Raw genomic sequence first — 17,317 nt, 5'->3', positions numbered from 1 at the left:
GCTAGGGTATGCTGAAAAGATATCTGTCTATCACCAAACCGGGCATCATTTTCGGCAACCTGATTTCTGTTGCGGCGGGGTTCTTCCTCGCCGCAAAAACAGAACCAGCCAGCGCGATGTTGTTACTGACAACATTAGCGGGTGTAGGACTTGTGATTGCATCAGGTTGTGTTGTGAACAACATCTTTGATCGAGACATCGACCAAAAGATGAAGCGCACACAAAATCGAGAATTGGTTCAGGGCAACATCAATACAGACGTCGCGTTCGTCTATGCCTTGGTTTTACTGCTAGCAGGCACAGCGCTACTGTTTCAGTTCGCTAATCCGATCTCTGCGGTCATGGTGTTGCTTGGCTATGTGTTTTACGTCTTTTTCTACACCATGTGGTACAAGCGTACATCGGTTTACGGCACTTTAGTCGGCAGTATCTCTGGCGCAGTTCCGCCATTGGTGGGTTATTTGGCGGTGACGAATTACATCAGCCTTGAAGCGGTATTGTTGTTTGTGATGTTCTGCTTATGGCAAATGCCACACTCGTACGCGATCGCGATGTTCCGCCTTCAGGATTATCGAGATGCAGGCATTCCTGTGTTACCGGTGAAAGAGGGCGTCGACAAAGCGCATCAGCACATGAAAGCGTATGTTGTGGCGTTTGGCGCAGTCTCTTTAGCGCTGTTCCTACTCGGAGAAGCAGGTTATGAATACCTAGCGGTGTCGGCGGCGGTTTGCTTTATGTGGACCAAAGTGACATTTCGCAAAGTCGATTGCCTCAACTACATCCAGTGGTCAAAGACGGTCTTCAAGGTTTCTCTGCTGGTGGTGATGAGCATCAGTGGTGTGCTGGGACTGGAGTTGATTCCGTTGCCTACGTTTTTTTGATTTAAGTTTGTCGTTGAACTCTCAATGTTCTGAAGTCCGAGGGTTTGACGACTTTTTATCTGTCCCGCTTTAAGCTATTACCCTTCAAAAATATCACTAAACCAATCTTCAAGTTGCTCTCGTTTGTCTTGAGGGCCATTGATTACCACTAATCCATTCAGTGTCGCTTGCTCCCAAGAGATCGTTCCGTTGGCCAATGCATCGAACACGTCGAGCTCTGTAATAAGCAATAAATCTTTCTCTGTCGGCAAAGTGTCTCTTCCTGAAACGTTCACGCCTTTTTCAATGCTGATTTGGCTGTAGTGACCTTTAATCGCTTCAAATAAGTTGAATTCAATCTTACTCGGATGGGCCTTTGCGAGTGCTGACTTTATCGCAAACAGTTTGAAATGATCCGGTTTATCTAGGTTTCCGAACTCGTCATCTTGTCGAGCATTAATGATGTTGCCAAATACTTCTAGTGAACCGGGCTCTGTCACTAAGCTAAATCCGGTTTCTTGGTGTAAGCCGCAAGCTAATAGCAGAGAAGAACCGAGTGAAAGCAATAGAACAAAACGTTTTAGCATGTGCGAACCTTAAACGAAGTAGGGCAGCTTCCTTACTCCAACAATAGACCTAGATCGTTGAGTTAAGGTTGCGAACTGTACTAACAAATAAACGATAAAGGGACCACAATGAGTCCCTAAGTTATCGACTCGCCATCCTTAGCAGCCTTTGATAATTAACGAACGATGAGCATGATCTCTTCTGGAGTCATTGGCTTATCGAAGTAGCTCATGAATTGACCGAAGCCTTTGATGTCGCCATTCGAGAACTTGAATGCACCAGACTGTAGGTTGGTACCTATCACTTGTTGAGCGTTTGGACCCGCAATCAAGATTTGGTTCAGTACGGCACGAGTGGTGTCGATTTGAACGTCTGCCCCTTGAACCGATTCTTCGTGTAACTGAGCAATACCGTTACGGATTTCGATAGTGAATGCTTCGTTCGTATCCGAGAAGTTGTACGTCAGCATCATGTTCACGTCTAACGAGTTCTCAGCGATAAGTGTTGAAGTCATCATGTCGAAGATCTGCTTGCTTGGTAGCGCAGTAAGAACGTCAACAGAAGCGAAGCTGATCATGTTAGAGAAATCACGACTACCTTCTAGTTCAGCTGCAGCATTCAATGCCCAGTTGCGCCAGTTGATGTTCACTTGATCTGCAGACCATGCTTTGTAAGCTTGTGCTTTCAGTAAGCGTGCTTCCATGTCATCTTTGTTTACCGTGATTGGGTAAGAAAGAATCTCTGCTGCAAAGGTGTAGTTCTCAGCCTTAATTGCGGCTTGTGCAGTAGTAAGGATGTTGTCACGACCGCCCATGATCTCTACGAATGCTTTAGCGCGTTGCTCGTAAGCCATTGGCTCTAGCTGCCATGGATCCGCTTCGAAGAAACCGTTGTAACCTACGTAAATCTGACGCACGGCATGTGCCACAGTGCCGTAGTGCTCACCTAACCAAGGGTGCTCTGCAAGGTGCTTAGGAAGTTTAACCACTTCAACTAGCTCGTCTGGCGTCATACCTTTGTTCATGTAACGGATAGTTTGGTCATGCGTGTATTGAATCGCATCACGGTAGGCCGTTAATACGTCAGATACCGCTTCTTTACCTTCAACAGGACGACCGTGAGAGTTAATCATGATCTCAGTGTCGAACTGACGCATTACGTCGATGCCCTTGAACCACATTGATGGGTCACGGAATTTAGTACCACGGATGGTGTGAAGGTTAGGGAAGTTTTCGCCTTGAAGTACTTCAGCCGCGTGCAGGATTTTTTGCTCTGGGAAGTAAATCACTAGCTCATCTTTGGTTTCAGATGGCACGTTCTCGATGTGCATCTTAACGCCAGCAATTTCAATTTCGATGTGGCTTTGGCTTGGTACCAGCAGGTTTGGTTCAATGAACGAGATTGCACCTTGCATGAAACGTGGACCAAGGCCGTCGTTTACTGTGCCGTGCTCACCTTCTTCTACGTGCTTAGCACCTGTGTAAGAAGTACGATGACCAAGTAGAGTACCTAGGTTTGAAGACCAGTTAGCCACTGCTGCGGTTAGGCCTTCTTCAGCGATGATTTTTACTTCGCCTGATGCTACTTCTTCATCAGTCACCCATGCACGCACACCAGAGATGTGGTCGATGTGGTTGTGAGAATAGATGATTGCTTTAACCGGTTTGTCTGTGATTTGACGGAACTGTTCTTTAACCGATTGAGCCATTTCTACCGACTCGCCTGGATCAACAATGATGATGCCGTCCGTACCTTCGATCATGACAGGAGTGTCTAGACCGAAGCCGTAACCAAGATAAATATTGTCATCCACTTTGATGATTGCTTGGTCCATTTTACGACCGTGCTTGGTTAGAATTGGATGAACGTGATCAGATTCTTCTGTGTAAGCCAGAGAGTCGCCCGTTTTCGATACAACTTGGATACGCTCGCCTTTGCCCCAGAATAGGTTTGACTTGTGTTCGAATAGAACCTCGCTCTTGTAGCGAGCATCAAGGTCAATGTTTTGGTATTGCGCAGCATTTGCTGTCTGAAGTTCTTGGCCTACTTTCGATGTCGCTTCTACAGTTGGAGTTGCAGATGCAAAACTAGAAGCAAATAGAGCGCTCGCAACAGCAACAGCCATTTTTTTGAATGTATTAGTCATGGTAGTGACCTTATTTTGGATACAGGAATTGGATTTCTTGAGCCAAATGATAGAGGTGGGAAAGGTCGCTATCTACGCGCTAATAGGATATCGATATATCGATATATCGTTTTTTCGATGGTTTATTTATCTAATGATTGTATTGACGATTTATATTGATCTAAATCAATTAGTAACTGGGGCTTGCAACAGATACAAAAATGCCCTGAAATTCAGGGCATTTAATTTGGAACTAATGGCCGTTATATAAGTGTTTACCGAGAACCTTAATACTTACCGAGAACCTCAGTACTTACCAAGCACCTAAGTATGACTTGTAAGATTGTAGGCGAACCGTTGCTGCGCCGATTACATCAATGAAGCCCCAGAACGGATGTGGTTTCTCAGCCGAGATCCAAGCCGCGCCAGTTGAACCTATAGGGATGTTGTAACCTTCAGGTTCGATGATCTCAAGTACGATAGTACGACCTAAACCATTACCGTTTCTTACCACGTGTTGACCGACGCTTTGTGGTCCCTGAAGCGGAGAAATACTCGACTCACCGGTACCTGCATTAAAGCTGTGTACTTTTGCTCGGAATACATGCCCTGGGTAGGCATCAACGAAGAATTCAGCGAAGTCTCCTACTTGAACATAGCCATAAGTTTGGTCTGAAATACGCATCTCAAGGAACTTTTTGCTGGTGTTGTAGAGGTGCATGTTACCCATTACAGAACCTTCAGCAATATTCACTATCGAAACCTGACCATCAAATTCAGCCCTAATGGTTTTCTTCTCTTGCGCCCAATTTACTTTTTGTAGGTCGGCTTTTAACGACACAAGTTCAGCGTGCAACACTCGAAGATCGGAGTCGTACTTTTCTACGTCACGCATATTGAAGATTTCAGGTGACGTTTCAGCACGCTCTAAGTCGCGATTCATTTGCTTGATCTCTTCTTCTTTCTGAATAATTGAAGATTCGATCTTTGCTTTGTCGGCGGCAGAGTCAATGTCGACGAGTGTGTAAATTACGTCGCCTTCTTTAACCATTTGGTTGTGCTCAACAAGCACTTGGTCGATCTGCTGGCCAAAGATAGGTGACATCACCGCGTGTGGTGCTTTCACTGTGGTTGAGTTCGTTAAATCAACGGGTGCCCACAAGCGAGAGATAACCGCTAATACCGCAAGAATCGTTACACCGCCAATGGCAGCCCACGTGTAGTTTTTGAAGTTCTTCTTAAGTGCGCCTGTCGCAAACAGTGACCATACAATAAGGATGTATGGGATCATCATCTCTTTCATTATGCGACCTCTTTTTCTGTAGGGGATGGTTTTGTTGGAGTCTTTTCTCCTGAAGACTGTTCTTTTGAAGATTGCTCTACTGGAGCCTGTTGTGTTTGAGACTGATTCGTTTGAGACGGCTCTGTTACCGATTGTTCAGGTGATACGTGGACTGCAGCTGTCTCTGTATTGGTCGCGTCTTGTTTAGGTTGTACACCACGGCGAATCACATCACTCAGTGATTGACCAATATGTTTCCAATTCGCCAACGCGATAACCAAGGCGATAACCCAGAATGTTTTGCTGATGAAGAGTCCGCAAAGTGACAGTGCAAACACGATCTGTACGTGAGCGCTTTTGTGCTCTTTTGCTTTATGTACACCCAGTTCATGCAACTGCCACATGCCGTAAACACCGGCTAATACCACAGCAATTGTCACTGAAAACAAGTAACCAGAGAAGTATTCCATCTGGAAGAAGTTCATCATCATTTCATTGGGATGGTTGTTGAATTGAGACATGTCGATGTCTTTAGAATGGATAGTGCCTAACGGTGCAAGAGCCCATGCACCAGCAAACATCACCGCCATAAACAGGCAGAATTTAATCAAGACCATAGCAACGGCCCAGATCTTCTGGAAAACGATTTTTATAAAGTTCATATCTCAACCTACATCAATAAGAAGAGAGAATTTGCAGCCTAGAAGTCACCTTTAATGACATATTAAAAAGTAGATGTTTATTATGTGGGTAGATTGGTGCTCATAATAAACAAAAGTAATAGATGACATTTAAAGTGATATTGCTCAGTCCAGACAACCGATTCTCGGTATCAAGAAGCGAATATGCTCCTCTACAAATCAATCTCTATTATTTGTCAGCAGACGTAAATTAGATGGCTATGAGGCGTTCGAATTAATATTCGTGCGGCTTTTCAGCGACTGTCTTTATTACGTGTATTACCTCGGCAATCGAGGGGCTCTTCCATGACAATTGACATACCAAAGTAAAACATTTGTCAGTTTTCTGTTTGGGCTGATAATTGATTTGTTAGCAGGATAATAGGAAGAGTTTTGACCAGTATCTACCCAGAATTACGATTTGATAATATCGTAATTACGATTAGTAGTTATAACTCTAAATCGGTAGGTCGATTTATTTGAAAAGGCTCATATAGACATAGAAAACATTGTTCATTAACTTGGTTTGGATCAAGGAAATGATTAATAAAATCATCAGTAAGTAATTTATTGAAATTGATATTTTTACACATTTTTTACACTAGAAAGAGTGATGGATATGAATGATGAAATATATATGACTGATAATAAGTTTGGTCCGTAAAGGGAGTTATTCACTGAGTATTTGCAAGCTATATTAATGATATGCCAAATGTATGAGTATAGTTGTTAGAAAAGAAGTCTTTGTTGAATGTTGAATTAAAAATATTGTAGCTATTATTGGTCAAATGTATATCCCAATGCGTTGAACAAAGTGTCATGAAAAGCGAGACAATTGTATGTTCTATCGTTTTTACGATAGCATAGTACTTATGGTCGCCTAATGAGTAATGATATATGAGCAACGACATCCCCAACTTCAACCTACTTGCCGTGTTTTCTGCGGTGATGGAGCAGGGCAGTTTAAGTAAGGCTGCGGATCAACTCAGTACCAACCAATCGACCATCAGTACCGCATTAGCACGCCTAAAAAAAGAGATTGGCCAAGAGCTTTTTGTTCGAAAAGGACGTGGTGTTGTGCCCACATCCTATGCCCAAAGTTTGTATGAACAAATCAAAGCGCCGATCAATGAATTGAATGGCGTGTTTCAATCGATGGCTAGCTTTGATGAGCAAGTCTCTGAACGTAAGTTTGTTATTTCTTGTCCTGAACATCTTCAGTGGGTACTGCTCGACAGCTTTGCGGCGCTTCCCAATCAAAATTTGTCGCTAGAAGTCTTTGATCAACCAGACAGTGATGATCGCATCTATGAAGATCTTTTGACGCAAGAGTTCGATGCCATGATTGAGATAGTGGTTCCTGAACACCCAAGTATTGCGAGTGAAACCTTGTATCAGGGAGACTTTGCCATCGTGTGCCGTTCGGGGCACCCTCGTATTCAAGGTGAGATCAGCGAAGCGCAGTTCATGAGTGAAAAGCATGCCGTATTAGACAGAACGCGACGTAAAGTTCGCAGCTTGAGTCATTATACTTCTTTGGATTTAACCAAACGCAAAATCGCATTTCACGGACGGTCGCTGTTTAGCAATATTTTGCTGTGTAGTCAGTCGGATTATATCACGGTAGTCCCACTCTCTATGGCTCTGCAGTTCCAAGAGAGGCTCGGCTTACAACTCTTTAAGCCTCCTTTTGATTATGAGCAAATGTCTCACTACCTGATTTGGTTGAAGAAGCAAAATAGCGACCCTGCTCATAAATGGTTCAGAGAACAAGTGATTAATACGTCTGATGCAATGTCGAAAACTCTTAAAGATAGGCGTTTACGGTTTTAGTTGAGAGTCTAACTCGAAGGGAAGCATTGGCTTCCCTTTTTTGTGTCATTGAGTTCGATCTAGCCATAAAATTCATAACAAAAAATTATCACATTGAGAATTTTTGATAATTTCCTTAATTCCTCGCTGAATCGTATTATTTCACTCAGAGATTAGTAGATAACCTCCACTCAAAATAATAACGGCGCTATGCTTGTGGCGCTAATAAGGGCGAAATATGAAATTCCTACACACAATGATCCGAGTTACTGATTTAGACAAGTCTATCGAGTTCTACACCAAGGTATTGGGAATGACGGAACTTGAACGCCATGAAAACAAAGACTACCGCTACACATTGGTTTTTGTTGGCTACGAGCAAGGTGGTACGACGATCGAGCTAACGTACAATTGGGATACGAATGAGTACGAGATGGGCAGCGCGTTTGGTCATCTGGCATTGGGTGTAGACGATATTTACGCAGCATGCGACAAGATCAAATCGCTAGGTGGTAACGTCACTCGCGAAGCGGGTCCAGTGAAAGGTGGTTCAACTCATATCGCTTTTATTACTGACCCAGACGGCTACCAAATCGAACTGATTCAACTAGGTTAATCGAGGATATAACAATGACAAATGCATTATTTCAACCAATTCAACTTGGTAATATCGAGCTTAAAAACCGTATTGTTATGCCACCGATGACGCGTTCTCGCGCAACGCAACCTGGTAATTCAGCAAACGACATGATGGCGGCTTACTACGCTCAACGCGCTTCTGCAGGTTTGATTATCGCTGAAGGCACACAAATTTCACCTATGGGCCAAGGTTACGCTTGGACTCCGGGTATCTATTCTGACGAGCAGATTGCGGGTTGGAAAAAAGTCACCGATGCAGTACATGACAAAGAGGGTGTTATCTTCGCTCAACTTTGGCATGTAGGCCGTGTAACACACCCAGATAACATCGGCGGTGAACAGCCAATCTCGTCTTCTGCACTTAAAGCAGAAAACGTAAAAGTATTCATCGATAACGGCACTGATGAACCGGGCTTTGTAGATGTGGTTGAACCTCGTGAGATGACCAAAGAAGACATCAAACAAGTGGTTGAACAGTATCGCCAAGCGGCTTTGAACGCGATTGAAGCTGGCTTTGATGGTATCGAACTTCACGCAGCGAATGGTTACTTGATCAATCAATTTATCGATTCTGAAGCAAACAACCGCACCGACGAATACGGTGGTTCAATTGAAAACCGTTTACGTTTCCTTGGTGAAGTGGTTGAAGCTATGGTTGAAGCGATTGGTGCTGACCGTGTTGGTGTGCGTCTTGCTCCGTTCACATCGTTGAATGGTACCGTTGATGCTACGCCAGTAGAGACTTACACAGCTGCGGCAGCACTACTTAACCTATACAAAATTGTTTACCTGCATATTGCAGAAGTTGATTGGGACGATGCACCTGAAACGCCAAAAGCGTTCAAAGCGGCAGTTCGTGAAGCTTACGATGGTGTCCTTATTTATGCGGGTAAATACGATAGCGAACGTGGCGAAAAAGCGGTTGCTGAAGGCGTAACTGACATGGTTGGTTTTGGTCGTCCATTTGTTGCTAATCCAGATTTACCTGCTCGTATTCAAAATGGTTACCCACTTGCAGCCCACGATCCAAACACATTGTTCGGTGGTGCTGAAAAAGGTTTAACGGATTACCCAGAATACGCAGGCTAAAAACAGCTGCCTGAAGCAGAGTATTGAGATAGTATCTTGATCCTGTTGAATGTTTATAAAAAGCAACCTTGCAGAGTCGGGTTGCTTTTTTTGTTATTGGACCAAGTAAAATGATGAAAGCGATGCGCGGAGAGCTTTACCTCCTATATGCTACCCTGTTAGCTGGGATTGGATGGATTGCATCTAAGCTGGTGGTATTAGAAATGCCGGGGCCAGTGTTCATTGGTGTGCGATTCCTCGTCGCGAGTTTGATTCTTTTGCCATTTTGTATTCATCATATTCGTAAGCTTTCGCTTAAGCAGGTTCTTTCTCTTTGCGGCGTTGGTTTGCTGCTGTCTGCCTCATTGCAGGTATGGGTGTTTGCAGTATCGTTGACAGAAAGCTTGTCGGAAGGGGCATTCATCATGAGCTTAGCTATGATCCTTGCCCCCTTTGTGTCTTGGATTTTGTTTCGAGTTAAACCTAATCGTGCGTTTTGGATGTCTTTCCCGATCGCGATTATCGGCATGCTACTGCTGACTTTGGGCAATGGTTGGCATGTTGAGCAGAGTCAGATTTACTTCTTGTTAGCATCGATGTTGTTGTCTGTTCACTTTGTGATGAACAAACGTGTGATTACCAATATTAAACCTATCGCATCAATCTGTGTGCAACTGTTTGTGGTGGGTGTGAGTGGTTTAGCCTTTGCTTCCATGACGACTCAGCCGGAGTTCGAAATCACCAAAACTTTAGTCTTCTGGTTTATCGTGTCTGCGGTGATCGCGACGTCTATCCGTTACTTATTACAAACCGTTGGTCAGCATTCTGTGAACATGGAAGTGGCGGCATTGATCATGATTCTTGAGCCCGTGTGGACATTGTTATTGAGTGTCAGCGTGTTGGGTGAAACGGTTGAGATGCAAAAGTTGCTAGGCGGAGCGGTGATTATTGGTTCGCTATTTTGTTATATCAAATGGTCGAGACGAAAATAAAACACTCGGCGCAAGGCCGAGTATTGTTTGTTAGTGTATGTTTAGAACTCATTAAGCATGCACTAGCAATAAGATCCGGTCACAGTAAGATCAGACCGCTGCGATCATCTTTTGAAGTAGCTTGATCATCTGCTGTTGTTCTTCAGCGTCCAACTCATTCATTAATTCTTTGTTTAAACGAATAGGGATTGGAACGAGTTGTTCTTCGAGTGCTTTGCCTTTTTCCGTTAAGTAGATTCTGAAAGAACGACGACTGTTTGGATCGGCTCTGCGTTCAACCAACTCAAGCTTTTCTAGCTTGTCTAATGTTCGTGTTGTTGTCGAATTCTCGACTTTGGACTTCGCAGCAATATCACGCTGTGTAAGTCCTTCTTCTTCCCAAAGGCACATCATGGTTGGCCATAGAGCAATGGTTAAGCCATGTTCCTTCAATTCCGTGTCAAAATCTTTGGTCGCTTTATTGGCGATCACATTGATCATCCAACCAAAGCTTTTTTGTCTATCAAACTCTTCTGGCATCTTTCGCTACCTAACTTTACTGTGATATTACAACTATTGTCATCGTAACTAATACCGATGCAATTAGCACCAACAACGCTTTCCTATTTGATGAAAAAGCTAATTGACTGCCATTTATGAAATAATCCGTTGACGCTGAATGGTTTTGTTTACCTGTAATCATGGCAAGGACCAGCGGCTTTGAACGCAGTTTGTAGATGATAATGGCCACCAAGTGCAGTATGACAAATACCACTAACATACGTGCTGCAATGCCATGCACCGTACATAACACATCGAATACTGCATCAGTAATTACGAGTTCCGAACCTGGAATCGCATCAAAGAAACCAGCAATAACAAGCCCAGTTATACATTGGACAAACAGAGTCGTGATCATTCCTATCACCATCCACGCACCTAACGGATTATGCCCCGGTTTTGGTCGTGCTTTTCCGCGGAAGTAATTCCAAGCCGATTTTGGGGAGCTAATAAATTGAGAAAAGCGACTGGTATCGCTGCCGACGATTCCCCAAACCAAGCGCCATAAAATCAGACTGAACAGTGTGAGGCCTAAGTAAACATGAGGGCCTTGTCCGTTAAACCCTGACGCAGCAAGACCAATAAAGAGTGCGGCTTGAAGCCAGTGATAAAGTCGAGTTGGTAGATCCCAGATTTTCATAATGCTTTTCCTGTTTGCGAATTTGCTTGGTGGTGATAATTTACACAACAATAGTTGCGTATGCAATTATTGTTGTGTAAATTGAATGCGTCTCTTCGGTTACGGTTGAACTATCAAGCCGTAATTTACTAAGAAACCAATCAGTAATTAACGAACAAATCACTCAGTCAATTAGCCACTCAGTCAATTAAGCACTCAATCAATTAATCACTAGGAATGACATTATGAAAAAATTCACTATCGCTCTAATCATCGCACTGCCTACGATTACTCTACCTATGATCTCTATCGCCGCAGCGGATGCTGTAAATAATCGTCAGCAAGCTTTCAGTTCTATTGAAGAGGTTACTAAACAAGTTGATTCTGAACTGAATAACAGCGATGTAGATTGGCAGAGAGTGGGTGAGCTAAGTGAAATGTTGGTGGAACATGGAACCGTATTGAACGCGAGTTTTGCTGAAGGTGATACTGGAGGTAAGGCAAAAAAGGAGATTTGGAGCAAGCCTGAGAAATTTAACCAACTGATGTTGCAGATGAACCAAGGCTTTTCAGTGCTTTATCAAGCGAGTGTTGAGCAAGATCTGTCGAGCGCAGAACAAGGGTTAGATTCTGTGAACAATACTTGTAAAGGATGTCACCGTACTTACCGCTCTCGTTGGTAACGGTTCTAACAACGAGCTTTGAATATAGGTGGTAAAGTCGAACCCTTACCACCATAGCCCTATCGCGCTGCCTTCTTTTCTTTGTGCAATTAATTCGAATGCACTAGGGGCAGGAAAGCGCGTGAGTGAATTAGTCGCGAACAGTGACTTTAGTAATCACTATGTCTTCACACGGTACATCTTCATGTCCCCAGCGAGTGGTGGTTGGTGCAAGCGCAATCTTGTTTACCACATCCATACCTGCTGAAACCTTGCCAAACACAGCGTAGCCCCAACCTGAGTTGCTGGTTGCTGTATGATCAAGGAAATCATTGTCGTCAAGGTTGATAAAGAACTGCGCCGTTGCTGAATGGGGTGCGTCAGTGCGAGCCATTGCGAGAGATCCAATCACGTTCTTTAAGCCGCGGTTAGCTTCATTCACAATAGGTGCACGAGTTGGCTTTTCTGTCATGTCGATAGTGTGTCCACCACCTTGAATCATGAAACCTTCAATAACACGGTGAAATGTTGTGCCTTCGTAGAAGCCATCTTGGCAGTATTTAAGGAAGTTTTTCGACGTTACCGGCGCTTTTTCAAGGTTCAGTTCAATTTCAATGTCGCCAAAGTTTGTGGTCAGAATGATCATAAAGGTCCCAATATTTGAGTGTTAATATTTTGAATGCTACAGCACTGTGGATAGCTTAATTGAGTGCAGTATATGAAAAATTGTGGAGGATGCCAGTTAACAATACTTCCCAAGCGGATTTACGGGAATGGTGAGTGGCTAGGGAGACTTCATATATAAGAAAGCCAGCGATGAAATCACTGGCTTTGAGATGAAAAACGGACCTAGAGCGTTAGCAAGTAGTTAACTAGTTGGTTGTACTCTTCGTAGCTCTTGATTTGATCCGGTTTCACGATGTATTTATTGTTAACCAGAACCCCAGGAACACCTGTTAGTGTGCTTTGATCAAACTCTTTATCGAAACGTTTTTGCATCGAGTTCACTGCAAAGCTGTTGTATGCCGCATCAAACTTCTTCGCATCGATACCGTTATCAATGAAAACTTCACGCAGTTCTGCTTCATTTTTTGGTGTTTGTTGCTTCTCATGGATCTGAGCAAACATGGCAGGAACCATGCTTTCTTCAGCGTCTAGAGCAATCATGGTCGCGTAAGCCTTCGCCATTGGTACTGCCATGTTGTTACCCATAAAAGCGACGTGCACTTTTTTGAAGCTTGCAGACTTTGGCAAGTCTGCTTTTAGGTACTTAATGACCCCTTCAAACTTGTAACAATGCGGGCAGTAGAAAGAGAAAAATTCGGTAACGACAGGCTTGTCGGCCTTTGCTACATCAAGGATTTTGTAGTGCGTGCCTTCTTCAAATTGTGCGGCGTTTACTGAAGCGCTCAAGAGTAGAGCGGCAAAGAGACTAAATAGCTTTTTCATGTGTTTATTTCCTAAATTTGGATGTCATTTAATACAGCAAAAATGCTGTTATAACTTGGTGGCAGATATTGCCAAACAGGGACAAACGATTAGGAAATAGGGGGGCGGTATGGCGCTTGTGGTGAAACAATCGCTTTGTGCGAAGGCTCTTTTTCTATCAGTGCCAGTGATTCAATCTGCGGTTCGAAAGATTCAGAAACGATCAGTGGTGGCATTTTCAGTAGACAGACCGATCCACAACAGTGGTGCTCAACGGTGGGTTGTGCGGTGGGTTGTGCGGTGGAAAAAGGTGTTGGGGTGCTCTCTACAGAACTGATGTTAGAAGCAGAGAAAGAGAAGCTATTGGCAGAAGTTGATTGAGCTTGAGGGGCTTGCAGAGCATTGCTGCTCGCGATGCTGTCCACACTAATGGTGGCCATTAGCATAGCGAAGAGCATGAAAGCGTGTACCCAAATTTTGTTAATCAACTTTGGCATGAATTCTTAGTCTTGGTAAACAAGTGAAGCGGGTGGATGATACCTCACGCTTTTACTCTTCTCCAGTCAAACAAAGCAAAACTTAGCTCGGTTCAAACTTTGGCTTAGCTTTAGGTGACTCAGTGTCATGTGGCTTAGCTGTATGTGACTTAGGCTAGATGCAACTTAGATTTATTTGAATAAGCGTGATTCTGACTAAGCCTGATATTGCTTGAGGAACATCTCGACACTGGATTGGATGATCACCTGTTTGTGTTCCGCATCCGGTGACGGCGCATGACCAATGATTTGTGGCCAAAATGCAAAAGACTTTAACAGTGCAATAAATTGGGTAGATGCAAATAGAGGGTCTAGTTCAATTAAGCGGTCATCTGCCTGTGCTGCTTTAATCCAGGTTGTGAGTCCACTTTCTGCTTGGGAATATTTCTCCATAGCTTGATGCGCCAGTTCGGCGTTATGGAAATACTCTGAGAACAGCACGCGAGATAAATCGATAAAGCCTTCTGATTCTAAAAGCTCTAGTTCTTGATTAGCAATCGAAGCGAGCTGATCATTAAGAGGCAGTTCTGCTTGATAAGGGAAATGCGTCGCGGCGAGAGTCTTGCTCCAAATACTGTCTAGAATCTCATCTAAAAGCAGTTCTTTGCTGGCAAAGTGGTTGTATACAGTGCGCTTTGATACTTCCGCGCGGCTCGATATTTTATCCATGCTGGTGGCCTTGTAGCCGTGCTCAGTAAACTCTGCGATAGCAGCAGCAACGATCGATTCACGTTTTCTTTGGCTCAGCGTTTTTTTTACAGTCATTTGGATGTTACTCAATAGGTCGCAGTTAGCATTGCATACGATAATTTTACACCAGTAAGTTTACTTTTAGAACACCAATCCACGTATTGGTAATTAGGTCGATAGCAACTGAATCGCTTTGCAATGCACTGTGGGTATCATAGAATCGAAAGCGTATTCGAATTTTATTGATATCAACGGAAGAGAATAAACAATCAATGAGTAGTATTTTAGAGTGTATTCGTACAGTTGGACGAGGAGAAAGAGGGCGTAAGCCTTTATCGTTCGAACAAGCCTACCGCATCATGGATGAGTATTTAAGCGGAGAGGTCGGTGACGACCAAATGGCTATGCTATTGATGTTGATTCGTGTGCAGAATGAAACCAATGAAGAGATCGCAGGCTTTGTAAAAGCCTTTCAATCTCGAGTACCAGACTTAGGCGCTGATATTGACTGGCCGTGCTACGCAGGTAAGCGTAACGATACTGCCAGTGGTAAGCCTTGGAACTTGCTGGCGGCAAAAATCTTAGCTGATAATGGCTATAAAGTCTTAATGCATGGCTATATGGATAAGCCAAGTGGTCGCACACACGTCGAGACTCACTTGCATCTTGTTGGTGTTCGCAGTGCTGCCGACCCACAAGACGCAAAGCAGATCCTAGAAGCGGATGGCATTGCTTACTTACCTTTAGCGAACTTCGCTCCTGAAGCTCAAACTATGATCGGTTGGAAACACCGCTACGGACTGAGAACACCGATCAACACGGTAGTTCGAGCATTGAACCCAAGTGGTGGCCGTTTGGGTTTACGTGGAAGTTTTCACCCGGGCTTTCCTCAGTTACACGCTGAAGTTGAGCATGTCATTGGTAATAAATCCCACTCGGTGATTTCATTTAAAGGCATGAATGGCGAATCAGAATACAACCCTAAAGTGAGTCAAACTGTGTGGATGAGTTCTCCTGAGAAGGTGGAATCTTTCTACTGGGAAGGCACGATGAATGTTGAACTGCCTCTGCCTTCTGAATGTGTGCTGGGTACACCGGAAGATGAGATGGAGCTGATGGCGAACAGTGTTGTGGACAGTATGACTGCGATTTTATTCGCAGAAACGCACGATAAAACTGAGGCATATCAGAAAGCGGTGCGTCTGTGGCATGAGTATTGTGCGCGTTAGATGATGGTTTTTAATCAATGAGAGAAGGTCAGCGAGTGCTGGCCTTTTTTGTGCTTGATTTCTAGCAAAGGGCTTTCGTGAATGATCAAACAATAAGAGTTACTTTACTCGCATCAATCGATGCATCTTGTCTTCAAATTGAATCTCAATGACTTGTGAGATTTTCATCTTCTCTACTCGTTCAAGCATTGCTGTTTGATAGGCTCGTTTCTTCATCCACTCTAACGGTTCTTTAAAGCCATCTTCATTTATCACAAAGGACTGATCGGTGATGGAGTCTTCAAAGATATGAACCACCCAAATGCGCGATTGGAAATCTAACAATTCGCTTAAGTAGCTTTTTAGCTTAGGGATAAAGTGAGATAGAACAGTGTGAGGGGAACGAAGCGAAGTCATAGTGAACCGTTTGGACAATGAAAAGCGGTGCGACGGATGTTTCCAATTCGAGCGCTTATCGGTTAAAGCAGGTAATCATCGTCAATGTGATTACCTACTCAAGAACTTGCCACAAAATACGGTATTCATGTGTCGTTGACAATGCTTGTTGAGCTTGTCAGTTAAGACATGTGTGATGAGTCTGCTATTTAACGAACAAGCCGAAGTCGATTTCTTGCTCTCTTTGGTATTTGACCAGCTTTACTTTCAAATTGTGTTTTGCCGCCAGATCAATCGCTAAGCTAGACATGTGTTTTATCTCATCGACGCAGCTAGAGATAAGCGGCTTTTCTTGGTTATCGACAGTGGCGATGAGGGTATTTTCTGTACCATCGACACCGGAATAAATGTACGCGTACATACTGTTGTTGTGTTGCATAAACGGCCTAATTGTAACGATATAATTATTTATGGTGTGAAGAGTACAAGGTTTATTCATTCAAGCCAGTGTCATAAAGTAAGGCTTTGTAAGGACTCTATTTTTTATTTTTTTGCTCGCGTAAAAATGCTCACAAGCCTTTTGTGACCTTGTTTTCTCGCCTTGGTAGGTTTTACCTATCAATAAAATTGTTGAAATCCATTTAGTAAAATCAAGATTTTAGACAACAATTAGGTTAACAAGATAGAAAAAGACATGACGAAAAGTATTTAGGGAGAACGCAATGCATTCAATAAAAGTGAAAGATTACATGACGCCGCAGGTTGTGACATTCACTCCTGACATGCCGTTAAGTCTCGCGTTAGATAGAGTAATGAGCAGCCATCACATGGGCGGTCCAGTAATTGATGATAATGAGCAAGTTATTGGTTTCCTTTCTGAGCAAGATTTATTAGAAAAATTGGTGAAGGTAAGCTATTTCTGCCAAGACACACACATTGTGGGTGATTGCATGTACCAAGAGGTGCTGTCGGTCTCACCAGACTTATCCATCATTGAATTGGCAGATATGATGCAAGTGGGTAAACCCAAAGCTTATCCAGTGCTCGATAACAAAAAGCTAGTGGGTATGATCACCAGAACCGATGTTTTGAGAGCAATTGGCAAGAACTTGGAAGAATGCTTCAAACATCAGGTATAGTAGCGTGTTAAGAACGATTATTTTTCTCAATACCCTCAATTGAAAAAGGCGCACTAGCGCCTTTTTTCTGTATA

The 17,317-nt window shown here is 43.5% G+C and carries 20 protein-coding genes; 8 read left to right on the top strand and 12 right to left on the bottom strand.

Annotated elements, in window-relative coordinates; all coding sequences use genetic code 11:
- Positions 1 to 8 precede the first annotated feature (8 nt).
- Entirely contained in the window at positions 9 to 881 is an 873-nt protein-coding gene (cyoE, locus tag AC3CHU_RS10870) for a heme o synthase (RefSeq protein ID WP_428783612.1), read from the top strand.
- 77 nt (positions 882 to 958) lie between these two features.
- Here cyoE and AC3CHU_RS10865 read toward each other — a convergent pair whose 3' ends face one another.
- From AC3CHU_RS10865 to AC3CHU_RS10850, 4 genes are all read right to left on the bottom strand, one after another.
- Entirely contained in the window at positions 959 to 1,447 is a 489-nt protein-coding gene (locus AC3CHU_RS10865) for a hypothetical protein (protein WP_488524538.1), read from the bottom strand.
- 155 nt (positions 1,448 to 1,602) lie between these two features.
- The gene (locus AC3CHU_RS10860; RefSeq protein ID WP_488524537.1) at positions 1,603 to 3,573 is read right to left on the bottom strand and encodes an alkyl sulfatase dimerization domain-containing protein; all 1,971 of its coding nucleotides are present in this window, start codon (positions 3,571 to 3,573) and stop codon (positions 1,603 to 1,605) included.
- A 292-nt stretch (positions 3,574 to 3,865) separates the two neighbouring features.
- The gene (locus AC3CHU_RS10855; RefSeq protein ID WP_054546696.1) at positions 3,866 to 4,855 is read right to left on the bottom strand and encodes an efflux RND transporter periplasmic adaptor subunit; all 990 of its coding nucleotides are present in this window, start codon (positions 4,853 to 4,855) and stop codon (positions 3,866 to 3,868) included.
- Positions 4,855 to 5,496: a magnesium transporter gene (locus tag AC3CHU_RS10850; protein WP_488524536.1), complete on the bottom strand. Its 642-nt coding sequence runs from the start codon at positions 5,494 to 5,496 to the stop codon at positions 4,855 to 4,857. The genes AC3CHU_RS10855 and AC3CHU_RS10850 overlap by 1 nt, the downstream gene beginning before the upstream one ends.
- Before the next feature lie 915 nt (positions 5,497 to 6,411).
- Here AC3CHU_RS10850 and AC3CHU_RS10845 point away from each other — a divergent pair.
- The 4 genes from AC3CHU_RS10845 (at position 6,412) to AC3CHU_RS10830 (ending at position 10,025) form a co-directional block, all read left to right on the top strand.
- Positions 6,412 to 7,347: a LysR family transcriptional regulator gene (locus AC3CHU_RS10845; RefSeq protein ID WP_054546694.1), complete on the top strand. Its 936-nt coding sequence runs from the start codon at positions 6,412 to 6,414 to the stop codon at positions 7,345 to 7,347.
- Between the two features lie 217 nt (positions 7,348 to 7,564).
- Positions 7,565 to 7,942 carry a lactoylglutathione lyase gene (gene gloA, locus AC3CHU_RS10840; protein WP_054546693.1) on the top strand — a complete coding sequence of 126 codons (378 nt, stop codon included), beginning with the start codon at positions 7,565 to 7,567 and terminating at the stop codon, positions 7,940 to 7,942.
- Between the two features lie 14 nt (positions 7,943 to 7,956).
- Positions 7,957 to 9,054, top strand: a complete 1,098-nt coding sequence (locus AC3CHU_RS10835; RefSeq protein WP_488524535.1) for an alkene reductase — start codon at positions 7,957 to 7,959, stop codon at positions 9,052 to 9,054.
- Positions 9,055 to 9,164: 110 nt separating this feature from the next.
- Positions 9,165 to 10,025: a DMT family transporter gene (locus AC3CHU_RS10830; RefSeq protein ID WP_488524534.1), complete on the top strand. Its 861-nt coding sequence runs from the start codon at positions 9,165 to 9,167 to the stop codon at positions 10,023 to 10,025.
- A gap of 90 nt (positions 10,026 to 10,115) precedes the next feature.
- Here the strand turns inward: AC3CHU_RS10830 and AC3CHU_RS10825 are convergent, their stop codons facing one another.
- Both AC3CHU_RS10825 and AC3CHU_RS10820 read right to left on the bottom strand, forming a co-directional pair.
- The gene (locus AC3CHU_RS10825) at positions 10,116 to 10,544 is read right to left on the bottom strand and encodes a MarR family winged helix-turn-helix transcriptional regulator (protein ID WP_488524533.1); all 429 of its coding nucleotides are present in this window, start codon (positions 10,542 to 10,544) and stop codon (positions 10,116 to 10,118) included.
- Between the two features lie 16 nt (positions 10,545 to 10,560).
- A complete protein-coding gene (locus tag AC3CHU_RS10820) occupies positions 10,561 to 11,205 on the bottom strand; it encodes a cytochrome b/b6 domain-containing protein (protein WP_488524532.1) in 645 nt (214 codons plus the stop codon).
- Between the two features lie 224 nt (positions 11,206 to 11,429).
- Between AC3CHU_RS10820 and AC3CHU_RS10815 the strand changes: the two genes are divergently transcribed.
- Positions 11,430 to 11,867, top strand: a complete 438-nt coding sequence (locus tag AC3CHU_RS10815) for a c-type cytochrome (protein WP_488524531.1) — start codon at positions 11,430 to 11,432, stop codon at positions 11,865 to 11,867.
- Positions 11,868 to 11,997: 130 nt separating this feature from the next.
- Here AC3CHU_RS10815 and AC3CHU_RS10810 read toward each other — a convergent pair whose 3' ends face one another.
- The 4 genes from AC3CHU_RS10810 to AC3CHU_RS10795 form a co-directional block, all read right to left on the bottom strand.
- Positions 11,998 to 12,492, bottom strand: a complete 495-nt coding sequence (locus AC3CHU_RS10810; RefSeq protein ID WP_004736286.1) for a peptidylprolyl isomerase — start codon at positions 12,490 to 12,492, stop codon at positions 11,998 to 12,000.
- Between the two features lie 203 nt (positions 12,493 to 12,695).
- A complete protein-coding gene (locus AC3CHU_RS10805; RefSeq protein WP_488524530.1) occupies positions 12,696 to 13,295 on the bottom strand; it encodes a thiol:disulfide interchange protein DsbA/DsbL in 600 nt (199 codons plus the stop codon).
- 89 nt (positions 13,296 to 13,384) lie between these two features.
- Positions 13,385 to 13,771 carry a hypothetical protein gene (locus tag AC3CHU_RS10800; RefSeq protein WP_488524529.1) on the bottom strand — a complete coding sequence of 129 codons (387 nt, stop codon included), beginning with the start codon at positions 13,769 to 13,771 and terminating at the stop codon, positions 13,385 to 13,387.
- 195 nt (positions 13,772 to 13,966) lie between these two features.
- Positions 13,967 to 14,575 (bottom strand): TetR/AcrR family transcriptional regulator, encoded by a 609-nt coding sequence (locus AC3CHU_RS10795; protein ID WP_237290714.1) that lies wholly within the window; start codon positions 14,573 to 14,575, stop codon positions 13,967 to 13,969.
- A 197-nt stretch (positions 14,576 to 14,772) separates the two neighbouring features.
- Here AC3CHU_RS10795 and AC3CHU_RS10790 point away from each other — a divergent pair, with 197 nt between their 5' ends.
- Positions 14,773 to 15,729, top strand: a complete 957-nt coding sequence (locus AC3CHU_RS10790) for a glycosyl transferase family protein (RefSeq protein ID WP_488524528.1) — start codon at positions 14,773 to 14,775, stop codon at positions 15,727 to 15,729.
- Between the two features lie 99 nt (positions 15,730 to 15,828).
- Here AC3CHU_RS10790 and AC3CHU_RS10785 read toward each other — a convergent pair whose 3' ends face one another.
- Positions 15,829 to 16,125: a hypothetical protein gene (locus AC3CHU_RS10785; RefSeq protein ID WP_488524527.1), complete on the bottom strand. Its 297-nt coding sequence runs from the start codon at positions 16,123 to 16,125 to the stop codon at positions 15,829 to 15,831.
- Positions 16,126 to 16,309: 184 nt separating this feature from the next.
- Positions 16,310 to 16,543 carry a hypothetical protein gene (locus AC3CHU_RS10780; protein WP_004736278.1) on the bottom strand — a complete coding sequence of 78 codons (234 nt, stop codon included), beginning with the start codon at positions 16,541 to 16,543 and terminating at the stop codon, positions 16,310 to 16,312.
- Between the two features lie 283 nt (positions 16,544 to 16,826).
- Between AC3CHU_RS10780 and AC3CHU_RS10775 the strand changes: the two genes are divergently transcribed.
- Positions 16,827 to 17,243: a CBS domain-containing protein gene (locus tag AC3CHU_RS10775; RefSeq protein ID WP_054546682.1), complete on the top strand. Its 417-nt coding sequence runs from the start codon at positions 16,827 to 16,829 to the stop codon at positions 17,241 to 17,243.
- The last annotated feature ends 74 nt before the right edge of the window (positions 17,244 to 17,317 follow it).

It is taken from the genome of Vibrio sp. QJM3NY_39, assembly GCF_057785895.1.
Note: the sequence above shows the minus strand (reverse complement) of the source record. Positions and strands in the feature narration are given on the sequence as shown.

What these genes read in the sequence shown, in the direction of transcription:
- AC3CHU_RS10780 (WP_004736278.1), bottom strand. Translation starts at nt 16,543, where the DNA reads ATGCAACACAACAACAGTATGTACGCGTACATTTATTCCGGTGTCGAT.
- AC3CHU_RS10775 (WP_054546682.1), top strand. Translation starts at nt 16,827, where the DNA reads ATGCATTCAATAAAAGTGAAAGATTACATGACGCCGCAGGTTGTGACA.
- AC3CHU_RS10860 (WP_488524537.1), bottom strand. Translation starts at nt 3,573, where the DNA reads ATGACTAATACATTCAAAAAAATGGCTGTTGCTGTTGCGAGCGCTCTA.
- cyoE (WP_428783612.1), top strand. Translation starts at nt 9, where the DNA reads ATGCTGAAAAGATATCTGTCTATCACCAAACCGGGCATCATTTTCGGC.
- AC3CHU_RS10825 (WP_488524533.1), bottom strand. Translation starts at nt 10,544, where the DNA reads ATGCCAGAAGAGTTTGATAGACAAAAAAGCTTTGGTTGGATGATCAAT.
- AC3CHU_RS10820 (WP_488524532.1), bottom strand. Translation starts at nt 11,205, where the DNA reads ATGAAAATCTGGGATCTACCAACTCGACTTTATCACTGGCTTCAAGCC.
- AC3CHU_RS10805 (WP_488524530.1), bottom strand. Translation starts at nt 13,295, where the DNA reads ATGAAAAAGCTATTTAGTCTCTTTGCCGCTCTACTCTTGAGCGCTTCA.
- AC3CHU_RS10830 (WP_488524534.1), top strand. Translation starts at nt 9,165, where the DNA reads ATGATGAAAGCGATGCGCGGAGAGCTTTACCTCCTATATGCTACCCTG.
- AC3CHU_RS10810 (WP_004736286.1), bottom strand. Translation starts at nt 12,492, where the DNA reads ATGATCATTCTGACCACAAACTTTGGCGACATTGAAATTGAACTGAAC.
- AC3CHU_RS10850 (WP_488524536.1), bottom strand. Translation starts at nt 5,496, where the DNA reads ATGAACTTTATAAAAATCGTTTTCCAGAAGATCTGGGCCGTTGCTATG.
- AC3CHU_RS10865 (WP_488524538.1), bottom strand. Translation starts at nt 1,447, where the DNA reads ATGCTAAAACGTTTTGTTCTATTGCTTTCACTCGGTTCTTCTCTGCTA.
- AC3CHU_RS10795 (WP_237290714.1), bottom strand. Translation starts at nt 14,575, where the DNA reads ATGACTGTAAAAAAAACGCTGAGCCAAAGAAAACGTGAATCGATCGTT.
- AC3CHU_RS10855 (WP_054546696.1), bottom strand. Translation starts at nt 4,855, where the DNA reads ATGAAAGAGATGATGATCCCATACATCCTTATTGTATGGTCACTGTTT.
- AC3CHU_RS10845 (WP_054546694.1), top strand. Translation starts at nt 6,412, where the DNA reads ATGAGCAACGACATCCCCAACTTCAACCTACTTGCCGTGTTTTCTGCG.
- AC3CHU_RS10790 (WP_488524528.1), top strand. Translation starts at nt 14,773, where the DNA reads ATGAGTAGTATTTTAGAGTGTATTCGTACAGTTGGACGAGGAGAAAGA.
- AC3CHU_RS10815 (WP_488524531.1), top strand. Translation starts at nt 11,430, where the DNA reads ATGAAAAAATTCACTATCGCTCTAATCATCGCACTGCCTACGATTACT.
- AC3CHU_RS10785 (WP_488524527.1), bottom strand. Translation starts at nt 16,125, where the DNA reads ATGACTTCGCTTCGTTCCCCTCACACTGTTCTATCTCACTTTATCCCT.
- gloA (WP_054546693.1), top strand. Translation starts at nt 7,565, where the DNA reads ATGAAATTCCTACACACAATGATCCGAGTTACTGATTTAGACAAGTCT.
- AC3CHU_RS10800 (WP_488524529.1), bottom strand. Translation starts at nt 13,771, where the DNA reads ATGCCAAAGTTGATTAACAAAATTTGGGTACACGCTTTCATGCTCTTC.
- AC3CHU_RS10835 (WP_488524535.1), top strand. Translation starts at nt 7,957, where the DNA reads ATGACAAATGCATTATTTCAACCAATTCAACTTGGTAATATCGAGCTT.